General features: G+C 64.5%; 22 protein-coding genes and 1 tRNA gene. 11 read left to right on the top strand and 12 right to left on the bottom strand.

Translation table 11 applies throughout. The annotated features are described in order from the left end of the window. Positions 1-3: 3 nt before the first annotated feature. Positions 4-1,119 (bottom strand): AI-2E family transporter, encoded by a 1,116-nt coding sequence (locus ACP59X_RS10975; RefSeq protein WP_428569350.1) that lies wholly within the window; start codon positions 1,117-1,119, stop codon positions 4-6. Between the two features lie 64 nt (positions 1,120-1,183). After that, a complete protein-coding gene (locus tag ACP59X_RS10970; RefSeq protein ID WP_428569347.1) occupies positions 1,184-1,426 on the bottom strand; it encodes a DUF2905 domain-containing protein in 243 nt (80 codons plus the stop codon). A 60-nt stretch (positions 1,427-1,486) separates the two neighbouring features. Here ACP59X_RS10970 and ACP59X_RS10965 point away from each other — a divergent pair, with 60 nt between their 5' ends. The 4 genes from ACP59X_RS10965 to ACP59X_RS10950 all read left to right on the top strand — a co-directional run bounded on the left by ACP59X_RS10965 (position 1,487) and on the right by ACP59X_RS10950 (position 5,109). Continuing rightward, positions 1,487-2,623, top strand: coding sequence for an aminotransferase class I/II-fold pyridoxal phosphate-dependent enzyme (locus ACP59X_RS10965; protein ID WP_428569345.1), 1,137 nt, complete (start codon positions 1,487-1,489; stop codon positions 2,621-2,623). Between the two features lie 132 nt (positions 2,624-2,755). Next, on the top strand, positions 2,756-3,499 hold the full coding sequence (locus ACP59X_RS10960) for a basic amino acid ABC transporter substrate-binding protein (protein ID WP_428569341.1): 744 nt from the start codon (positions 2,756-2,758) through the stop codon (positions 3,497-3,499). A gap of 73 nt (positions 3,500-3,572) precedes the next feature. After that, a complete protein-coding gene (locus ACP59X_RS10955) occupies positions 3,573-4,382 on the top strand; it encodes an amino acid ABC transporter permease (protein ID WP_428569339.1) in 810 nt (269 codons plus the stop codon). Beyond that, a complete protein-coding gene (locus ACP59X_RS10950) occupies positions 4,369-5,109 on the top strand; it encodes an amino acid ABC transporter ATP-binding protein (RefSeq protein WP_428569336.1) in 741 nt (246 codons plus the stop codon). Before ACP59X_RS10955 ends, ACP59X_RS10950 begins: the two co-directional genes overlap by 14 nt. A gap of 511 nt (positions 5,110-5,620) precedes the next feature. Here the strand turns inward: ACP59X_RS10950 and ACP59X_RS10945 are convergent. Both ACP59X_RS10945 and ACP59X_RS10940 read right to left on the bottom strand, forming a co-directional pair. Then, complete coding sequence (locus tag ACP59X_RS10945) at positions 5,621-6,091, bottom strand: tRNA (cytidine(34)-2'-O)-methyltransferase (RefSeq protein WP_428569333.1); 471 nt, start codon at positions 6,089-6,091, stop codon at positions 5,621-5,623. Beyond that, positions 6,088-6,492 carry a PaaI family thioesterase gene (locus ACP59X_RS10940; protein ID WP_428569330.1) on the bottom strand — a complete coding sequence of 135 codons (405 nt, stop codon included), beginning with the start codon at positions 6,490-6,492 and terminating at the stop codon, positions 6,088-6,090. Before ACP59X_RS10940 ends, ACP59X_RS10945 begins: the two co-directional genes overlap by 4 nt. A 113-nt stretch (positions 6,493-6,605) precedes the next feature. Between ACP59X_RS10940 and ACP59X_RS10935 the strand changes: the two genes are divergently transcribed. Continuing rightward, on the top strand, positions 6,606-6,932 hold the full coding sequence (locus tag ACP59X_RS10935) for a hypothetical protein (RefSeq protein WP_428569327.1): 327 nt from the start codon (positions 6,606-6,608) through the stop codon (positions 6,930-6,932). A 55-nt stretch (positions 6,933-6,987) separates the two neighbouring features. Here the strand turns inward: ACP59X_RS10935 and ACP59X_RS10930 are convergent. Beyond that, positions 6,988-7,063, bottom strand: a tRNA-Val gene (locus ACP59X_RS10930). A 121-nt stretch (positions 7,064-7,184) separates the two neighbouring features. Here ACP59X_RS10930 and rfbB point away from each other — a divergent pair. Both rfbB and rfbD read left to right on the top strand, forming a co-directional pair. After that, on the top strand, positions 7,185-8,207 hold the full coding sequence (rfbB, locus tag ACP59X_RS10925) for a dTDP-glucose 4,6-dehydratase (protein WP_428569324.1): 1,023 nt from the start codon (positions 7,185-7,187) through the stop codon (positions 8,205-8,207). Further along, positions 8,204-9,082 carry a dTDP-4-dehydrorhamnose reductase gene (gene rfbD / locus ACP59X_RS10920; RefSeq protein WP_428569321.1) on the top strand — a complete coding sequence of 293 codons (879 nt, stop codon included), beginning with the start codon at positions 8,204-8,206 and terminating at the stop codon, positions 9,080-9,082. The genes rfbB and rfbD overlap by 4 nt, the downstream gene beginning before the upstream one ends. On the opposite strand, the gene ACP59X_RS10915 is transcribed toward rfbD, so the two are convergent. Further along, entirely contained in the window at positions 9,055-10,545 is a 1,491-nt protein-coding gene (locus ACP59X_RS10915) for a sensor histidine kinase (RefSeq protein ID WP_428569318.1), read from the bottom strand. The genes rfbD and ACP59X_RS10915 overlap by 28 nt on opposite strands. Before the next feature lie 350 nt (positions 10,546-10,895). Here ACP59X_RS10915 and ACP59X_RS10910 point away from each other — a divergent pair, with 350 nt between their 5' ends. Further along, positions 10,896-11,696: a 2-amino-3,7-dideoxy-D-threo-hept-6-ulosonate synthase gene (locus ACP59X_RS10910; protein WP_428569313.1), complete on the top strand. Its 801-nt coding sequence runs from the start codon at positions 10,896-10,898 to the stop codon at positions 11,694-11,696. 376 nt (positions 11,697-12,072) lie between these two features. On the opposite strand, the gene ACP59X_RS10905 is transcribed toward ACP59X_RS10910, so the two are convergent. From ACP59X_RS10905 to bioA, 5 genes are all read right to left on the bottom strand, one after another. Continuing rightward, positions 12,073-12,393, bottom strand: a complete 321-nt coding sequence (locus ACP59X_RS10905) for a hypothetical protein (protein WP_428569311.1) — start codon at positions 12,391-12,393, stop codon at positions 12,073-12,075. A 66-nt stretch (positions 12,394-12,459) separates the two neighbouring features. After that, positions 12,460-13,065, bottom strand: coding sequence for a hypothetical protein (locus ACP59X_RS10900; protein WP_428569308.1), 606 nt, complete (start codon positions 13,063-13,065; stop codon positions 12,460-12,462). A gap of 140 nt (positions 13,066-13,205) precedes the next feature. Further along, entirely contained in the window at positions 13,206-13,433 is a 228-nt protein-coding gene (locus ACP59X_RS10895; protein WP_428569305.1) for a DUF2513 domain-containing protein, read from the bottom strand. A gap of 276 nt (positions 13,434-13,709) precedes the next feature. Further along, positions 13,710-14,315, bottom strand: coding sequence for a dethiobiotin synthase (gene bioD / locus ACP59X_RS10890; protein ID WP_428569303.1), 606 nt, complete (start codon positions 14,313-14,315; stop codon positions 13,710-13,712). Beyond that, positions 14,312-15,658: an adenosylmethionine--8-amino-7-oxononanoate transaminase gene (gene bioA / locus ACP59X_RS10885; protein WP_428569301.1), complete on the bottom strand. Its 1,347-nt coding sequence runs from the start codon at positions 15,656-15,658 to the stop codon at positions 14,312-14,314. The genes bioD and bioA overlap by 4 nt, the downstream gene beginning before the upstream one ends. Between bioA and bioF the strand changes: the two genes are divergently transcribed. The 3 genes from bioF to ACP59X_RS10870 are packed head-to-tail and all read left to right on the top strand — an operon-like array spanning position 15,657 to position 18,231. Further along, entirely contained in the window at positions 15,657-16,835 is a 1,179-nt protein-coding gene (gene bioF, locus ACP59X_RS10880; protein WP_428569298.1) for an 8-amino-7-oxononanoate synthase, read from the top strand. The genes bioA and bioF overlap by 2 nt on opposite strands. Next, positions 16,832-17,431 (top strand): alpha/beta fold hydrolase, encoded by a 600-nt coding sequence (locus ACP59X_RS10875; protein WP_428569295.1) that lies wholly within the window; start codon positions 16,832-16,834, stop codon positions 17,429-17,431. The genes bioF and ACP59X_RS10875 overlap by 4 nt, the downstream gene beginning before the upstream one ends. Next, positions 17,428-18,231, top strand: a complete 804-nt coding sequence (locus ACP59X_RS10870) for a methyltransferase domain-containing protein (RefSeq protein WP_428569292.1) — start codon at positions 17,428-17,430, stop codon at positions 18,229-18,231. Before ACP59X_RS10875 ends, ACP59X_RS10870 begins: the two co-directional genes overlap by 4 nt. A gap of 58 nt (positions 18,232-18,289) precedes the next feature. Here ACP59X_RS10870 and ACP59X_RS10865 read toward each other — a convergent pair whose 3' ends face one another. Beyond that, entirely contained in the window at positions 18,290-19,003 is a 714-nt protein-coding gene (locus tag ACP59X_RS10865; RefSeq protein WP_428569290.1) for an SAM-dependent methyltransferase, read from the bottom strand. Positions 19,004-19,031 lie beyond the last annotated feature (28 nt).

Here is a 19,031-nt window from a genome sequence, read left to right as displayed (position 1 = left end):
GCTTCAATCCTTCCGGTCGGGCGAGGCCGCGCCGGGCTTGGGGCCGCCCGCCACGGCGTCGGTCGGGCGGGGCAACTGGAATTCCGTGCCGAGAATGACATGGCGGTATACGAAGACCGAGATGGGCACACCGAGCACCATGCCCCACAGGCCGAAAAGCTTGTGGCCGACGTAGAGGATCATCAGCGTGATCAGCGGGCTGATCTTGAACATGGCGGCCACGATGCGGGGGTTGAGCACATACGTTTCGATGGTGTGCACGATGATGATCATGACGATGGCCCACAGGGCATGGGCCGGGCCGGTGGTGTTGACGGCCACCAGCACGATGGGGGCCGAGGAAATAAACGTGCCGAGCACCGGGATCAGGCCGCAAAAAAAGACCACCGTGGACAGCAGCATCACCGGCTCGATGCCGAGGAAGTACATGCCCACGGCCGTAAGCACCGTGTTGACGGCGGCGATCATCATCTGGGCCCGAAAGCCCATGCCCACCACGATGGCGAAGCGCACCACGCTGCGGGCCGTGACGTCGTAGATGTCGCGCAGCCGCGAGTCGCGAAGGGCGATGGTCTTGGCCCGCAGATTGGGGAAATCGAGCATGATGAGGAAGCTGAACAGCGTGCCGAGCAGGAAGGTCGAGATGTAGGTGGTGACCTGGTTGAGCGAGTTGACGGCCAGGGTGAAAAGCGTTTCGGCCTTGACCCCGACCAGGGCTTCCAAGGCCAGGTAATCCTTGACCTTGGAGATGGGCGCGGCCATGTCCGGGGCCAGCCAGGCCCACTGGTCCAGATGCTTGCGCAGGGTTTCCAGGGTGTCGGGCAGCTTTTTGAGGAAGGCCGTGGATTCGGTGCCGAGCTTGGGCACCACCGAGGAGACCAGCAACAGCACCACGGTCACGAAAACGATATAGATGACCGCCGCCCACAGCGTGCGCGGCAGCTTCGTCCTGGCGGCCAGGGACTCGATGGGGCCGTTAAAGAGAAAGCACAGGATATAGGTGATGAAAACCAATCCGAACAGGCCGTAATAATTGGCCAACCAGACCAAGCCGAAAAAGGCGGCCCAGATGGCCATCGTCTTGTTGGTACGCAAGAACTGGGCGATGTCGAAAGCCATAGAGAAGCGATCCTAGCACAAAGCGTTTGCGGCCACAATGCCGGCCCGGCCGGAGGCTGGCCGGTCATTTTCGGAACAACGCAGCCAGAAGTGTCAGCACGATGCTGATGACCAGGCACGTGAGCCAGGGAACGTACACGGAAAAGCCGTCACGCTGGATGCGGATGTCACCGGGCAAACGCCCCAAGGGCAGCCGACGCCACAGGTCCTGCCACAAGCCGGGCCGCTCGGCCAGGAGCATGGCCGCGCCCACGCAGGCCAGGGCGAGCCCAAGCCCCAAAAGCAACTTGCCGGGAGAGGGATTCATCGGTATGTCCGCTTGTTTCCGACGACACCCTAGCCGCAACCATCAAGGAAGGCAAACGCCGTGCAACTGCCGCCTTTTCGCCTGGAACGCTTTTTTGCCCGCCACGAATTCAGCGCGCCGCGCCTTTTGTGCGCCTCGGACGGCGAAACCCTGTCCGTGGCCGAACTGTGCGACCTCGTGCCCGGGGCCGCCGCCGGCCTGGGCCAGGTACGCCTGGGCTACACCGATTCCCGGGGCGACCCGGCCCTGCGCCAGGCCGTGGCCGGGCTCTATGCCACCATTTCGCCCGAGGACGTGCTGGTCCACGTGGGCGCCGAGGAGGCCATCTTCACCTTCATGGCCGCGAGCCTCGCCGTCGGCGACGAGGTCGTGGTGCCGACCCCGTGCTACCAGTCCCTGACCGACGTGGCCAAAAGCCTGGGCGCCCGGGCGGCGGCCTGGCGCTGCGACCCGGCCTGGGGGTTCGCCCCGGACATGGCCGACCTCGGGGCGCTCCTGGGCGCCCGCACCAGGGCCCTGGTCCTCAATTTCCCGCACAACCCCACGGGCTACATGCCCACGCCCGGGGCCTTCGCCGCCATGCTGGCCATGGCCCGGGAACGCGGGGTCCGGGTTTTTTCCGACGAGGTCTACCGGTTCTCCGAGGGGCCGGGCCTGGCGCCGCTGCCGGCGGCCTGCGACCTGGACGACCGGGCCGTGTCCCTGGGCGTGTTGTCCAAGTCCTTCGGCCTGGCCGGGCTGCGCGTGGGCTGGGTGGCCTGCCGCGACCGGGGGCTGCTCGACCGCATGGCCGCGGTCAAGGACTACCTGTCCATTTGCGGTTCGGCCGTCTCGGAATACCTGGCCGTGTGCGCCTTAGACGCCAAGGAGGCCCGGCTTGGCCGCATGGGCGCCCTTCTGGCCCGAAACCGGGCCCTGCTCGAGGCGTTTTTCCACAACCACTCGGGCCTGTTTCATTTCGTCAGCCCCAAGGGCGGCCTGACCGCCTTTCCGGGGCTGGTGGACGGCGACGCCGACGCCTTCTGCCGGGCCGCCCTGGAACAGGCCGGCGTGTTGCTGCTGCCCGGCAGGCTCTACGGCGAGGAATGGTCGGACCGCTTCCGCATCGGTTTCGGCCGGGCGGATTTCGGGCAAAACCTGGAAAAACTGGCGGCGTTTTGCCAATCTTGGCAGTGCCGGCCAGGCCGGGGAAATTGAGGCCGAAACCGCGATTTGCCGGACGATCGTCTTGAATTTTGGTGTCGTTTCAGCCACAAGTGACTGAAACGATCGCCGGTGCGAAGGGGAATGTCCCCCATGCCCTTGTCACGTCCAACAAAGGAGTCCTCCATGGTCAAAAAACTCGTCCTGGCCCTGGCCCTCGTCGCCTTGTCCGCCGCCCCGTCCGTGGCCAAAACCATTGTCTTTGCCACGGACGCCACCTGGCCGCCGATGGAGTTCGTCAACGCCGACAAGCAGATCACCGGCTACGCCATCGACTACATGAAGGCCGCCGGCAAGGAAGCCGGGTTCACGCCGGAATTCAAGGCCGTGGCCTGGGACGGCATCTTCGCCGGCCTGGCCGGTGGCAAGTACAATGCCATCTGCTCCTCGGTCTCCATCACCGACGAGCGCAAAAAGACCATGGATTTCTCCACCCCCTACTTCAAGGTCCGCCAGGCCCTGGTCGTGCCGGTCAAGTCCGCCGCCAAGTGCATCGAGGACATGAAGGGCAAGACGCTCGGCGCCCAGATCAGCACCACCGGCCATTTCGCCGTGAAAAAGGCGGAAGGCGTCAAGGACAAGTCCTATGACGAAGTCGGCCTGGCTTTCGAAGACCTCTACAACGGCCGCATCGACGGCGTGGTCTGCGACGACCCCGTCGCGGCCCAGTACGCCCTGCAAAACGACAAGTACAAGGGCGCGCTCAAGATCGCCTGCATCATCGAAGCCGGCGAGGACGAATACTACGGTATCGCCGTGCAGAAGGGCAACAAGGAAGACCTGGACCTCATCAACAAGGGGATCAAGGCCGTCCAGGAAAAAGGCATCGACAAGCAGCTGTTGGCCAAGTGGATCGGCGGCGGCAAGTAAGGCCGCGACGTTATGACTTCACGGCGCCCGCCGGTCCCACGGGCCGGCGGGCGCCGCCCGGCGGACATTTCCCATGACAAAAAAGGTGAAGACTCCCGAGGAACAAGCCACCGTCGTCATCGACGTCGGCGACGGCGCGGCCATCCCCAAACCCTCGGACAAGGGCCTGGTCTCGGCCTGGTGGCTGTCGTTTATCGGCGCCGTCGTCATCCTGGCCTGCCTGCTGTTTTTCAAGCCCGACCCGTACCTGCGCATCTTCAAGTTCGTGCCCGACGGCATCCTGGTCACCTTCCAGGTCACGGTCTATTCCATCATCCTGGCCCTGGTTTTCGGGCTCATCACCGGGCTTGGCCGCATTTCCCGCAACAAGTACATCAACCTCGTGGCCTCCACCTACGTCGAGGTCGTGCGCGGCGTGCCCCTGCTCGTCCAGCTCTTCTACATCTACTACGCCCTGGGCCGCTTCGTGCACGTGCCCGACCTGCTCGCCGCCGTCATCTCCATGAGCGTGTGCTACGGGGCCTACATGGGCGAGGTCTTCCGGGCCGGCATCGCCTCCATCCCGGTGGGCCAGACCGAGGCGGCGCGCTCGCTGGGTTTCAACCGGGCCCAGACCATGTACCACGTCATCCTGCCCCAGGCCTGGCGCACGATTTTGCCGCCGGTTGGCAACGAGTTCATCGCGCTTTTGAAGGACACCTCCCTGGTGTCCATCCTGGGCGTGGCCGACCTGTTGCGCCGCGGCCGGGAATTCGCCTCGGAGTCGTTCGAGTACTTCGAGACCTTCACCATGGTCGCCGTGATCTACCTCATCATCACGCTTATCCTTTCCAAGCTGGTCAGCTTCATGGAGGAGCGGTTGTCCCACCATGTCAAACGATAATCCCATCATCCGCATCGCGGACGTCAGCAAGTTCTTCGACCAGGTGGCGGCACTGAAAAACGTCAGCCTCGACGTGGCCCCGGGCGAGAAGGTCGTCATCATCGGCCCGTCGGGCTCGGGCAAATCGACGCTGCTGCGCACCATCAACCGGCTGGAAGACATCAGCCGGGGCACCATCGTGGTCGACGGCTTCGACCTCTACGACCCGTCCGTGGACATCAACAAGGTGCGCATGGAAGTGGGCATGGTCTTCCAGAGCTTCAACCTCTTCCCCCACAAGACCGTGCTGCAAAACGTGACGCTGGCCCCCATCAAGCTCAAGAAGATCCCCCAAGCCGACGCCGACGCCCTGGCCAGGCAGTTCCTGGACAAGGTCGGCATCCTGGACAAGGCCGACGTGTTCCCGGCCAAGCTCTCGGGCGGCCAGCAGCAGCGCGTGGCCATCGCCCGGGCCCTGGCCATGAACCCCAAGATCATGCTGTTCGACGAGCCGACCTCGGCGCTCGACCCGGAGATGATCGGCGAGGTGCTCGACGTCATGGTCAAGCTGGCCCGGGAGGGCATGACCATGGTCTGCGTCACCCACGAAATGGGTTTCGCCCGCGAGGTGGCCGACCGCATCGTCTTCATGGACGAGGGGCAAATCCTGGAAGTGGCGACGTCGGCGGAATTTTTCACCAGCCCCAAGCACCCGCGCACGCAAAAGTTCCTGGAGCAGATTCTCTAGGAGCACCTACCGAAGGCACCTTTCATCGGTCTGGCCGGCGCGTTGCCCGGCCGGACCGTCCTCCGGCTTGCTCTTCCCTATCCCTCTCCACTTGCCCATCCACTCGCTGACGATGCTCGCGACTGTCCCTGTCCATGATCGAAAAAAGGCAAAACTGTCTATCTTAAAACGAGCTTCTCACAAATGTCCCAGTCTAGTCTGAAGAGAGATGCCCATAACCATGTCCCATAACGAACTTACCACAAAATGGACAATAATATAAACGGTGCCATGCTGGTATGTACCATTCAGTTTCATCAGATCCATCAGAATGAACAATCTCGCCAGCCTGCACACATTCTTCAAATCGTTTACAGCAATAGTCAGTCTTTTTGTCACCAATTGAAATCTTCATACTAATTTCTCACGCGAGCATGAAAAATTACGATTGTCGCAACAATCGATATTCCGACCGAATTCAAATCAATACCGTATCCCAATTATCAGAAGTCGTTTGTCTAAAATTGTCTGACTATTTCCCGTCCAGTTCCCCGCGCCGGCGCAACGCCTCGTAAAGCACCACCGAGGCGGCGTTGGCCAGGTTGAGGCTTCGGACCTGCCCCCAGATGGGGATGCGCACCCGCGCCCCGGCCGCCTCGATGAGGGCTTCGGGCAGGCCCCGGCTTTCCGTGCCGAACACCAGGGCGTCGTCGGGGCCATAGGCCAGTTCGTGGTAGGCCGCGGCAACGTGGCCCCGGTTGCCGGCCGTGGTGGCCACGACGCGGCTGCCCGGCCGGGCGGCCCGGAAATCGTCGAACGACTCCCAGACCGAAAGGTTCACGTGGGGCCAGTAGTCCAGGCCGGCCCGCTTCAAATACCGGTCCTCCAGGGAAAACCCCAGCGGCTTGACCAGGTGCAGCGGTGTTTTCGTGGCGGCGCACAGCCGGGCCACGCTGCCGGTATTTTGCGGAATCTCCGGCTCGAACAGCACGACCTCGATCACGCCGTCTCCCGCGTGTAGGGCACGTCCTTGCGGTAGACCGTGCCCTGGAAGGCGGCGATGGGCTCCCCGGCGTCGTTGGTCACGGTGATGGCGTAGGTGGCCATCTTGCCGCCAAGCGACACTTCCCGGGCCTCGGCGAACAGGGTCTTGCCCATGCCGGCCTTGACGTAGGAAATGGCGGCGGCCACGGCCAGGCTCAGCTTGCCGTGGCTGTTGGAGGCCACGGCGAAGGCCAGGTCGGCCAGGCTGAAGACGGCCCCGCCATGGGCCACGCCGGCCCCGTTTTTATGGGTGTCGGTCAGGTCCATGGCCGTCTTGGCGTAGCCCGGCCCGGCTTCGAGCAGGCGGATGCCGAGCAGCCCGGCAAAGGGGTCGCGATCGAGAAACCACTGCATGTCCATGGCGAATCCTTTTGGGAAAGATGGGAAAACCCGGGGATGGAAACGCCCCGGGCCGGGATTTGTCAAGCCGGCCGAATGCGGCTATGTCGAGGGCAAGCCCCCAAGGAGCGCCCATGTTCCGACGCGCCTGCCTCGCCACCCTGTTCTGGGCCGCCCTGGCCCTTTTTCCCCTGCCGAGCCCGGCCGCGCCGCCCGGCCCGGGCGACCTGGCCCGGTCCATCGAGACGGCCCGCAAGGCCATCGCCGAGTACGAGCACACCCTGGCCGGCTACGACTCGGAGATGCGGGCCCTTGTGGCCAACGACCCGGCCGCGGCCAGGCGCCGCGAGGAGATCCGCATCATCAAGCAGCACTACGTGCGCGAGATCGAGGGCCTCAAAAACAAGATCGTCGAGGATTCCCGCAAGCTCCAGGAATTCAAGGCGCGCGGCATCCAATGACCGCCGCGCCGCCAAATAAAAACGCTCCGCGAAGCGGAGCGTTTTTTCGGTTCGGTGGTGGGCGATCGGGGATTTGAACCCCGGACTTCCACCGTGTGAAGATGGCACTCTAACCGCTGAGTTAATCGCCCGTCGAAGAAAGTATGTGGACCCCACCGATTTGGCAAGACTTTTTTTGGGCAAACGGGTAAAAAGATTTCCGTCAACGCGACCACTGAAAACAACACCCCAAAATAAAAGGACAAAACACCGATGCGACTGCTCGTGACCGGTGGCTGCGGCTTCATCGGCTCCAACTTCATCCGCGACATGCTCTCCCGCCACGACGACCTGGCCATCGTCAACCTCGACGCCCTGACCTACGCCGGCAACCGGCTGAGCCTGGCCGACGTCGAGGCCGCCTACGACGACACCCGCTACATCTTCGCCCGGGGCGACATCGGCAACAGCGAACTGGTGCTGCACCTGTTTCAACGCCACGCCATCGAGGCCGTGGTCAACTTCGCCGCCGAAACCCACGTGGACCGCTCCATCACCGACGCCGCGCCCTTTATCCGCACCAACGTGGCCGGCACGCAGGCGCTCCTCGACGCGGCCCGGGCCTTCGGCATCGGCCGCTTCGTCCACGTCTCCACCGACGAGGTCTACGGCACCCTCGGGCCGGAGGGGAAATTCACCGAGGAGACGCCCTTGGCCCCCAACAGCCCCTACTCGGCCAGCAAGGCCGGTGCGGACATGCTCGTGCGGGCCGCCAACGAAACCTATGGCCTCGACACGGTCATCACCCGCTGCTCCAACAACTACGGCCCCTACCAGTTCCCGGAAAAGCTCATTCCGCTGATGTTTTCCCGGGCCATGGCCGACGAAGCGCTGCCCGTCTACGGCGACGGCCAAAACGTGCGCGACTGGATCTACGTCACCGACCACTGCCGGGGCGTGGAACTGGCCCTGCTCAAGGGCCGGCCCGGCGCGGTCTACAACTTCGGCGGCGACGCGGAAAAGCCCAACATCGAGGTGGTGCGCACCATCCTGGCCGCCCTCGGCAAGCCCGAAAGCCTCATCCGCTTCGTCACCGACCGCCCCGGCCACGACCGCCGCTACGCCATGGACTTCACCAAGGCCACCCACGAACTCGGGTTTACGCCCCAATACGATTTTACGCGCGGCATCGCCGAGACCATGGCCTGGTACCGGGCCAACGGCGCCTGGCTGGAAAGCGTCCAAAGCGGCGCCTACCGCCAGTTCATGGACAAATGGTACGGAGGCCGGGCATGAGCGGGGAAAAAAAAGGCCGGGCCATCGTGCTCGGCGGCAAGACCGGGCTGCTCGGCCGCCCCCTGACCGCTGCCCTCACGGCGGCCGGCTTCGCCGTCAGGCCCACCACCCGCAGCGAGCTCGACCCCTTCGACGCCGGGGCGGTGGCGGCGGCCCTGGAGGCGTTCGAGGCCACCCACCTGTTCAATACCGTGGCCTACACGGCCGTGGACGCGGCCGAGGACGACAGCGAAGCGGCCTACCGGCTCAACCGCGACCTGCCGGGGCTCCTCGCCCGGGCCTGCGGCCCGGCCCGGGCCGTGCTCGTGCACTACAGCACAGACTTCGTCTTCGGCGGGGACGCCCACGTTCCGTACAAGGAAGAGGACCCGACCGACCCGCGCTCGGTCTACGGCGCAAGCAAGCTGGCCGGCGAGCGGGCCATCCAGGAGGCGGGCCTGCCCCGGTACCAGATCCTGCGCACGGCCTGGCTGTTCGGGCCGGGCAAGAAGAACTTCGTGGCCACCATCCTGGGCCTGGCCAGGACCCGCCCAGAACTTTCGGTCGTGGCCGACCAGGTCGGCTCCCCCACCTGCACCCTGGACCTGGCCGCCTGGTCGGCGGCCCTGGCCGCCACGGACGCCACGGGCATCTTCCACGCCGTGGGCTCGGGCCAGGCCAGCTGGTGCGAACTGGCGGCCGAGGCCGTCATCGCCGCCTCCCTGCCCTGCCGGGTGCTGCCCATCCCGTCCTCGGGCTATCCGCAAAAGGCCTGGCGGCCGCGTTATTCCGTGCTCGACAACGGCAAGCTGGCCGCGGCCATCGGTTACGCGCCGCGGTCCTGGCTCCAGAGCCTTCGGGAATACGTCTATTCGCAGGAACAGGCCAGCGACTGATCCGGCGACAGGGTCACGGGCAGGGAGAAGCAGAAGGTCGCGCCCTGCCCGGGCTCGCTTTCCACCCAGATGCGGCCGCCATGGGCCACGGCGATGCCCTCGGCAATGGCCAGGCCCAGGCCCAGGCTTTTCTCGCCGGCCGTGGGCCGGGCGGACAGGCGCTCGAAAGGCTTGAAGAGCCGCTCGCGCTCCTCGGGCAAAATCCCCGGACCCTGGTCGTGCACCCGGATGACGGCCTCCTCGGCCGCCAGCACCAGTTCCACCCGGACCTCGGACTTGGGCGGCGAGAACTTGACGGCGTTGGACAGCAGATTGTCCAGAAGCCGGGCCATCAGGTCGGGATCGAAGGGGAAAAGCGGCATTTCCGCCACCTCGGCCCGCATGCGGATGCCCTTGCCCGAGGCCGTGGCCTCGGCCAGGCGCACGCGCTCCATGACCAGGGCGTCGAGCCGGCTGACGGCCAGGGACGGCTCCAGGCGCCCGGTCTCCAGCCGGGTGAGGTCCTGCATGTTGGAAGCCAGGGAGCACAGCCGGCGGCCGGCCTGGCTGATGACCGCCGCCATCTCCCGGACCTCGCCCCCGACCTGGCCGCACAGGCCGTCGAGAATGAGGTTGGCCGCGCCGACGATGCCGCCGGCCGGGCTTTTGAGGTCGTGGGCCAGCATGGACAGGAACATGCGCCGCAGCCGCTCCAGGCGCTTGATTTCGAGCATGCGTTCCACGGCTTCGACGCCGTGGAGCACCCGGCAGTAGAGCTCTTCGCGCTCGAAGGGCTTGTGCAGGTAATCGTCGGCCCCGTTTTTGAGGAACTCCGAGGAGATGAACCGGGGCGCCTTGCCCGAGATGCCGATGAGGCAGACCTCGCGGTGGCGGAAGCGCCGCCGGATGGCCCGGGTCAGGTCCAGGCCGTTTTGTCCCGGCATGTCGTAATCGATGATGACCGCGGCGATGTCCGGCCGCTGGTCGAGGATGGCCAGGGCCACGTCGCTGTTGGGGGCGGTGTAGACCCGGAACTGGTAGCGGCGCAGTTGGCGGCGCAGATGGGCGCGCATGAAGGTCGAGTCTTCCACCACCAGGATGCGGGCCTGGCGGTTTTTGAGCAGCCGGCAGGCGAACTGGGCCACGCGTTCCGGCTCCTCCGGGTCGGCCACCACGAAATCGATGGCGTCGAGGGCCTCGGCCTTTTGCCGCAAGTCGGGCGTGAAGCGCTCGCCGGCAGCCAGCCAGGGCACGCCGGCCGCGCCGGCCGCGGCGGCCAGGGCGGTCACCGCCGGCTCCGGCAGCGCCATGTCCACGACGCACAACAGCACGCCGTCCCCACCGGACTTGGCCATAACCCGCAACACGGTGTCGGGATCGCCCGTACGTATGGTGCCGGGAGTGGATGCGCCGCCGCATTGCCGGACCAGGGCGGCGGCCAGGGCGGTATTGCGCGAAGCAAGCAGGATGCGCGGGTCAGACATGATTGTAAGGCGTCTCCCCCGAAATTGCGTTGAAAACTATCAGACCCGGCCGGCCATGGCAATGCGCAAACCGTGACGCTCCCGACCGGCCGAGGTGCCACTTGACGACCGTCCGGCCCTGGGCTAGAAGTCGCACATGCAATCCCGCCCCACCGCCATGCGCCTCTTTTTTACCGGCTCGTATTATTATTACGGCCTTCGCGCTCGCGGCTTGGCGGGTGGCGCGGCCGCATAGCCGCATCCCACACAACCGCCGACAGGGGCCGCGGGCGAATCGCCCGGCGGCCCTTTTTGTTACCAGCCGACCGGGTCCCCGGGCTCCTTCGCGAAAACCGCCAAGGAGAACGACCATGAACATCGGCAAATCCATCCGCCTCGAGCGCATCGTCAACCGCGACACCGGCCGCACCATCATCGTCCCCCTGGACCACGGCGTGTCCGTCGGCCCCATCGAGGGCATCGCCGACATGCGCGAGGCCGTGACCGGGATCGTGGCCGGCGGGGCCAACGCCGTGCTCATGCACAAGGGCGTGGTGCGTTGCGGCCACCGGGCCCGGGGCCGTGACGTGGGGCTCATCATCCACCTCTCGGCCAGCACCAGCCTTTCGCCCTTTCCCAACGCCAAGACGCTGGTATGCACGGTGGAAGAGGCCATCAAGCTCGGGGCCGACGCCGTGTCCGTGCACGTCAACCTCGGCGACGAAACCGAGTCCAAGATGCTCGACGACTTGGGGCATGTCACCGAGGCGGCCGCCTCCTGGAGCATTCCGGTGCTGGCCATGGTCTACGCCCGCGGCCCGAAAATCAAAAACGAGTTCGACGCGGGTGTTGTCGCCCATTGCGCCCGGGTGGGCAACGAACTCGGCGCGGACATCGTCAAGGTGCCCTACACCGGCGATCCGGACAGCTTCGCCACGGTGGTGGCCGGCTGCTGCGTGCCGGTGGTCATCGCGGGCGGGCCGAAGATCGATTCGCGGCGCGGGCTTTTGGAAATGATCCGCGACAGCGTGCAGGCCGGCGGCGCCGGGCTGTCGGTCGGGCGCAACATCTTCCAGGACGCCCAGCCCACGGAACTGCTCAAGGCGGTCACGGCCATCGTCCACGAAAACGCCTCCGTGGAGCAGGCCATGGAAATGCTCGGGCGGGGCTAGGGCTGGCCTGCGGAACATCCGGAAGTACTTTCAGTAAAAAACAGTGGCGTGGCTGTTGCCCTCGAAACAGCACCGCTCCACCCCGGGGACGCCACAAGAGCCCCAGACATGCCGCGACGCGCGGGCGGCAACCGCCACCGCCCGCGCGCTTCGCAGGCCTCCGGGGAACATGGCCCCGTTGCCCTGGCCGTTGGAAAGCGCTGCGGCCAACGGGCTACCGCCCTGGATTTTTTGCATGAACCCCAAAGGATGGCGGCACGGATATGAGGACAAACCAAGCGGCTACGCTCGGTTATTCCGGCATCCCGTTGGGCAAACCCCTTGCGTTGCGCCGGTTGCCGTATAGAGGCAACCCGCGCAACGAAGGGCTCCGGCTTCACTCGACAAGGTCCACATTCAGGTGGGCAATCGACTCGCCATCATGAAATATTTCGACCTCCGTGTACCTCGGGCTTCCGGGAACGAGCACTTTGTCATAGCGTCCCTGAACCCAGGTCATCTGCTGCGTCCAAATGCCTGAACGCTTTTCGAGATGCAGTTCCAGCAACAGGATGGAGGGATTGATTCCCTGCGGTTGCCTGGGATAGAATTCGACTTGCACTCCCGGGTTGCCAACGTACACCTCCCCGACGACATGAAAGTCATCCGGCAGAGGCGGCATGGCATTGATCCAGGCATACCAATCCTTCGTTTCCATTGCGGCTTCTCCTTTATTGCATGGACGGCAACAAACCATAGGGAAACAAGCCGATGGGCCAGTCCTTCAGAGCGTTGACAACGTCAGTTTCTCGGTGCGTATCGAAATAATGCGCAACGGAATCCCAGCCATGCAGTAGCTGTAATCGATGATCTCTCCCTCGATATAGACGATTGTCCCTTCGGGCGGCAAAGCCACCTGCCCGGACAGGGAATAGACTTCTCCGTCATCGGTGACGAGTAACGGGCACTCGACGCCTTGCTTGAGGGCCCCCTTGAGGAAGACCATCCCCTTTTCCGGTTTTTTCTGTCCAAAGGTACGTTCAACCGTGTTCTTGACCGCATGCACGCGAACCCCCTTGAACCAGGGCGGAACATCCTTCATGGGGATTATCGTGCAGGCGTCGACGAGATACAGGGGATCGGCAGCGTTCGATACCGATTTGCCTGCGGCGGGCTCAGGCGGGTAGGCCAGGAAACGATAGTCTTGAATGCCATCGGACGGAGAAATCACGGGGTCCGCGACACCGTACAAGGCCGGCTCAAGAAAGCCCTTGGCCCATCCTTCGCCGGAAACGAGGCCGGTGGCGTAGATTTCAATTTGCGGCGGGTTCGACTTGCGCCGCGAAATTATGACTTGTTTGACTTCCAGCACTTCAACAGGATCATTCATAAGCCCTCCTGCATTCTTTTGCAGTTAAGACCGTTGCCATGATTTCCCTGCTGGCCATCCAAGGCTATCCTAAAACGAATTCGACCACCCCCTCCTTGAAACGACAGGCATGAACATGAACCGGGCTTGTCGGCATCCTGTTACAGCTTTTCCAACAGATCGTGACCGGCCCATGTCAGGCGAACCTTGAATGGGTACACGGAGGATTGTTGCGTCGGGTCGCCAAAGGCGAGGCATTCATGGTCTTTGAGCAGCGAGATATGATATTTTACAGTTTTTTGCTCATACCCATGGATATCGAGGCTGACGGTACAATCAAAATCCGAACTATCAGCGATCGAACCGAGAATTTGTTTTATCAGTTTCATATCCCTGTGCATATGTCCCCCTTTTTTTGGTGGATGCAATAACGCGTGCCCAAGGCGGCCCGTTCGATACCGTTCTCAAGGCGGGCCCGGCAAATGTGTTCTCGTTATCTTCATGCGCCAAGCGAAAGGAGGCTGCAACAGGATATTCAATATTTTATCATATTCATTTCGGACAGTTGCGTCGGAACAGTAAGTACGTCAATAATATCTTTGTGTTGTATTTAAAAATACACGAAACCACTTCGGCAAAAGCCGTCACGCAAGCCTGCCCATCGCTTACGCGCCTTGCGCCTCCCCTTGGCCAAACCGGTAGCCCACCTTCCCCGGAAACTGCCGCTCGATTTCCGCCGCGTTGCGGTCGGCCTGGGCCGGGCTTGCGGCGAAAAAGTCGTTTACGGCGATGGCCGCAAGCGACAACCGGTGGCGCAGGGCGAAATGGCCGTAGACGACGGCGTCGGACAGGCAGCCAAGCCGGTTGGGCACGACCAGAATCGTCTCCAGCCCCAGGGCCAGGGCGAACTGGTAGTTGTAGCGCCGCACCCCCAGCGGCACGGCCAGGCCGCCGGCGCTTTCGATGAGCACCGCGTCGCGGCCCTCGCACAGCGCCTCCAGGCGGGAAACGCAGGCCTCGAAGGGAAAGGGGTCGAACACGAAACACGGCGAGGCCGGCTCGGTGGCGGTATAGAGCGTCACCGCGTCCTCGGGGGCCAGGCCCGCCCGGCCGGCCACGAAAGCCGCGTCGTCATCGGCCGGATACCCCGTGGCCACGGGCTTGATGTAGCGCACCGACCGCCCTTCTTCCTTGAGCTTGCGGGCAAGCAGGGCCGAAAAATACGACTTGCCGATGCCCGTCCCCGTTCCGGTGATGAAATAGCGCTTCATTTGAGCACCGCCTTGACCGCATCGAAGGCGATGTCGGCCAGTTTGTCGATTTCCTCGAACGTGATCACATAGGGCGGCATGAAATAGATGATGTCGCCCAAGTTGCGCAACCAGGCGCCGCGCCGCACCGCCTCGCGGTAGATGTGAAACCCGGTGCGCGCCCGTTCGTCGAAGGGCAGCTTCCGCTCGGGGTCGGCGCACAGCTCCACGGCCGTGATCCAGCCGGCGTTGCGGATCTCCAGGACATGGCGGTAGCCGGCAAACCGCTCGCGCACGGCCCGTTGCAGATGCTCGATCCTGACCCGGTTGGCGTTGATGACGTCGTCTTCCTCGAAGATGCGCAATGTGGCGCAGGCCGCGGCGCAGGCCAGCGGGTTGCCCGTGTAGCTGTGGGAATGCAAAAACGCCTTGTCGTCGAGGCAATCGTGATAAAAGGCGTCGAACACGGCGTCCGTGGTCAGCACGCAGGAAAGGGGCAAGGTGCCGCCGGTGATGCCCTTGGACAGGCACAGGAAATCGGGCGAAACCCCGGCCTGCTCGCAGGCGAACAGCGTTCCCGTGCGACCGAAGCCCACGGCGATCTCGTCGGCGATGAAATGGATGCCGGCCTCGGCCGTGGCCCGGCGCAGCTTGGCCAGGTAGGCCGGCGGATACATGCGCATGCCCCCGGCGCACTGGACCAGGGGTTCGACAATGACCCCGGCCAGTGCGTCTTTGTGGGCGGCGATGGCCGCCTCCATGGCCGCGAAACACTCGGTGTCGCAGGCGTCGCGGGCCTTGCCGTAGGGACAGGCCAGGCAGTCCGGGCCGGCCACCTCGATCTGGGGCACGAAAAGGGGGGCAAAGGGCGCGGCGTACAGCCCGTCGCCGCATACGCCCAGCGCCCCGGCCGTCTCGCCGTGGTAGCCGTTTTTGAGGTACAGGAACCGGCATTTCTCGGGCCGGCCCAGGTTGCGAAAGGAGGCATGGCTCATCTTAAGCGCCGCTTCCACCGCGCACGAGCCGTTGTCCGCGAAAAAGACCCGCGTCAGCCCCGGCAGGGCCATGGCCAGCAGCCGCTCGGCCAATTCCTCGGCCGGGGCATGGGTGATACCGGCGAAAATGACGTGTTCGAGTCGATGGAGCTGTTCGGTCACGGCCTGGATGATTCGGGGATTGGCATGGCCGAAAAGGTTGACCCACCAGGAGGATATGGCGTCGATGTAGCGTTTTCCCTCCCGATCGACGAAGTAAATCCCTTGACCCCGGTCCATAAAGACGGGAGGATACATCTCGTGATCCTTCATCTGGGTACAGGGATGCCAGATACGCATGGCCTCCCGCCCGGAATCGTATACCGACATGAGCACATCCTTTTTCGGCAGATACATCGTGCCCGAGGCGGCCAGGCTTCGCAACTCGGACAGTTTCCGGACCATTCCGCCGGTGGACGACGGCGCGGCCCGGGAAATCCTCTATTCGGGAACGCGGCTTTTGAACCTCGCCTCCAACAACTACCTGGGCCTGTCCGACCACACGGACCTGATCCTCGGCGCGGCCAAGGCCCTGGAGCGGCATGGCTGCTCATCCGGGGCCTCGCGGCTGGTCACGGGCAACTTCGCCCTGGCCGAGACCCTGGAGGCGGAACTGGCCTCCTTCAAATACCAGGAAGCGGCGCTGGTGACCGGCAGCGGCTACGCCGCCAACCTGGCCGTGTTCGCCGCCCTGGCCGACCGCCACACCGTGGTGTTTTCCGACCGCCTCAACCATGCCAGCATCATCGACGGCATCCGGCTCTCGGGAGCCCGGCTCGTGCGCTACCGGCATCTGGACATGGAGCATCTGGAGCAGCTGCTTGCCCGCGAGGCGCAGGCCGAGAAAAAGATCATTGTCACGGACACGGTCTTCAGCATGGACGGCGACGTGGCTCCCTTAGCGCGGATCGTCGAGCTTGGCAAAGCGCACGGGGCGCTGCTCGTGGCGGACGAGGCCCATGCCACGGGCATCCTCGGCCGGGGCCGGGGCCTGACCGCCGCGCTGGGGCTGTCCGACGACGTGGACGTGCACGTGGGCACGTTAAGCAAGGCCTTGGGCTCCCAGGGAGGCTTCATCGCCGGCCGGGTGGAGACCATCGAGCTTTTGCGCAACCGCGGCCGCTCGTTTATTTTTTCCACCGCCCTGCCGCCGGCCGTGCTCGGGGCGTCCCTGGCCGCCCTGCGCCACATCAAGGCCAATCCCGGCGAAGGGGCGCGGCTGATGCGCCTGGCCAAGGACATGCGCGACCATTTAAACGGCCTCGGCTTCGACACCATGGGCTCGACCACGCAGATCATCCCCGTGGCCTGCGGCCGCAACCGGGTGGCCCTGCACGCCCAGGCGCTGCTGATGGCCGAGGGGCTCTACGTCGCGGCCGTGCGGCCGCCCACCGTTCCCGATGGCACGGCCAGGCTGCGGCTGTCGCTTCGGGCCGACCTCACCGAGGACGACATCAAGCGCATCCGCCTGGGCTTTTCCAGGCTCCGGGTCGCCTTTTTCCCATGACCGGCGTGTTGTTCGTTTCCGGCTGGGCCGGCGTCGCAACGCTTTTTCCGGGCCTTGCGGCGCGGGCCGATTTGGCCGTCCCGTTTGTCGACGGCGACGAGGCGGCCCTCATCGCCCGGGCGGCGGCTTGCCCGGCCCGGGTCCTGGCCGGCTGGTCCACCGGGGCGCATATGCTCCTCAAGCACGGGGCGAGCCTTTTCCCCCGTTTCGAACGGGTGGTCCTGCTGGCGCCCTTCGCCCGCTTCACCGACAGCTTTCCCGAACGGGCCGTGCGGGCCATGCGCGCGGCCATGGACGCCGACGCGGCCGCGACGGTACGGGCTTTCTGGGAAAACTGCGGCCTGCCCGAGGCGCCGGCCTTCGATGCGGCCTGGGCCGCGCCCCTGGCCGCCGGCCTCGACTCCCTGTGCCATTCGGCCGTGGCCGACACGCCGGTTGCCGCCGCCAACGTCACGGTCATCTGGGGCGAGGCCGACCGCATCGTACGGCGCAAGGCCCTGGACCGAGCCCTGCCACTGCTGCCCGGCGCCGACCTTCGGCTGCACGCCGGCGGGCATTGGCCGTCGCCGGACATCTTCGCGGAGCATCTTTTTTGAGCACTACGCCCATCCGCCGGCGCTTCGACAGGGCCGGCGCCACCTACGAGGCCGCGGCCCGGGTGCAGCGCCTCGTGGCGGCCCGGCTGGCCGCCTTGTGCCCGCCAGCCCTCGCCGGCAATGTCCTGGAGATCGGGGCCGGCAGCGGCCTGCTCACCCGCGAACTGCTGCCGCGCCACGACGGCGGCACCTACGTGGCCCTGGACCTCTCGGCCGGCATGCTGACCCGGGCGGCCATGCCCGGGGCGGTCAAGGTCGTGGCCGACGGCGAGCGGCCGCCCTTTGGGCCGGGCAGCTTCGACTTCCTGTGTTCGGCCTCGGCCATGCACTGGTATGCCGACCCGGCGGCCTCCATTGCGGCCGATCTGCGCCTGCTGCGCCCGGGCGGCGGCTTCGCCATCGCACTGTACGTGGCGGGGACGCTGTGGGAGTTGGCGGAGGCGTCGCGGGCCACGGGCTTCGGCGCGGTCTTTCCCATGCGGCCGGCGGCGTTTTACAAGGAATTATTCGCGAGCCTGCCGCATGTCACGGCAACGATCACCGAGGAGCGCCACGTAGTGCGCCACGACAGTGTCCGGGCGATGCTCGGAAGCCTCAAGGGCGCGGGCGTGACCCACACGCCCGGGGTGAAGGCGGGCAGCCCGAGGCGCTACCGGGAGTTCGCCCGCCATTACGAGGCGCGCTACGCCACGGGCGGCGCGGTCGAAACGACTTATGTCGTAGCGATGATACGGGCGCCGGCAACGGAGCGCACCGACCAGTCGAGTGCCCGGAGCAACGGCATGGGGTTGTATCGATAGCCGTACAGATGGACAAGGATTGAGAGGCGTGGATGATGATCCGAGAAAAAAATCGGACTCAATGGACACGGGTCGCAACCCAGCCGCCAAATAAATACGTTTGATAGAATCGGATGGGTGTCGAAAACCCTGCCTCGTGCAGAAGGGTAAACAAATCATCCTCCGGAATGAAATCGACATCTTTCTCGACATGAAGACGATCCTGGATCAAATCTTCATCAGAAACCCCGTGCATTGCATAGGATCGCAACCAAGCGTCCAGCAAGGCCGTAAATTCCGCAGAACCCTTCTCGCCGAAAAGATCGGCCACAACGAGCAGCCCGCCAACCTTCAGGTTCTCCGATATGGATTTGAAATAGGAAAGCTTTTCCGCCCGCCCCTTGATGAAGTGGGAAACGAAGACGGAGGACACCGCGTCGAAGGATGCTGACGATGCATAATCCTGCAAGCGGCCAGTGAAACAGGCAACCCGATCCGCCAGGCCGGCGTCCGTTGCCCTTGCCTGACAGGCCTTGATCATATCAGGAGAAACATCCACGGCAACAAAACGCCAACGAGGAAAGATCTTTCCAAGAGTGACGACTTCAGCCCCTGTCCCGGCTCCGACAGAAAGAAAATCCGCCGCGGCAGGCAAGCCCTGCAGCCACGGGATCAACATTCGATGCAAGGCGTCGTAGTTGGGGCAAAACTGGCGAATCCTGCGGTCGTACTTCGCGGCAAGGCTTTCATCAAAATGCCGTGCCACATCGAATTCTTTCGTTGCTTTTGTCATACATCGTCCATGCAAACCATTCACCGGG

The organism is Solidesulfovibrio sp. DCME (assembly GCF_049995385.1).
Lineage (GTDB): Bacteria > Desulfobacterota > Desulfovibrionia > Desulfovibrionales > Desulfovibrionaceae > Solidesulfovibrio.
The sequence above is the reverse complement of the archived record's forward strand: the minus strand, read 5'-3'. Positions and strand labels throughout refer to the sequence as shown.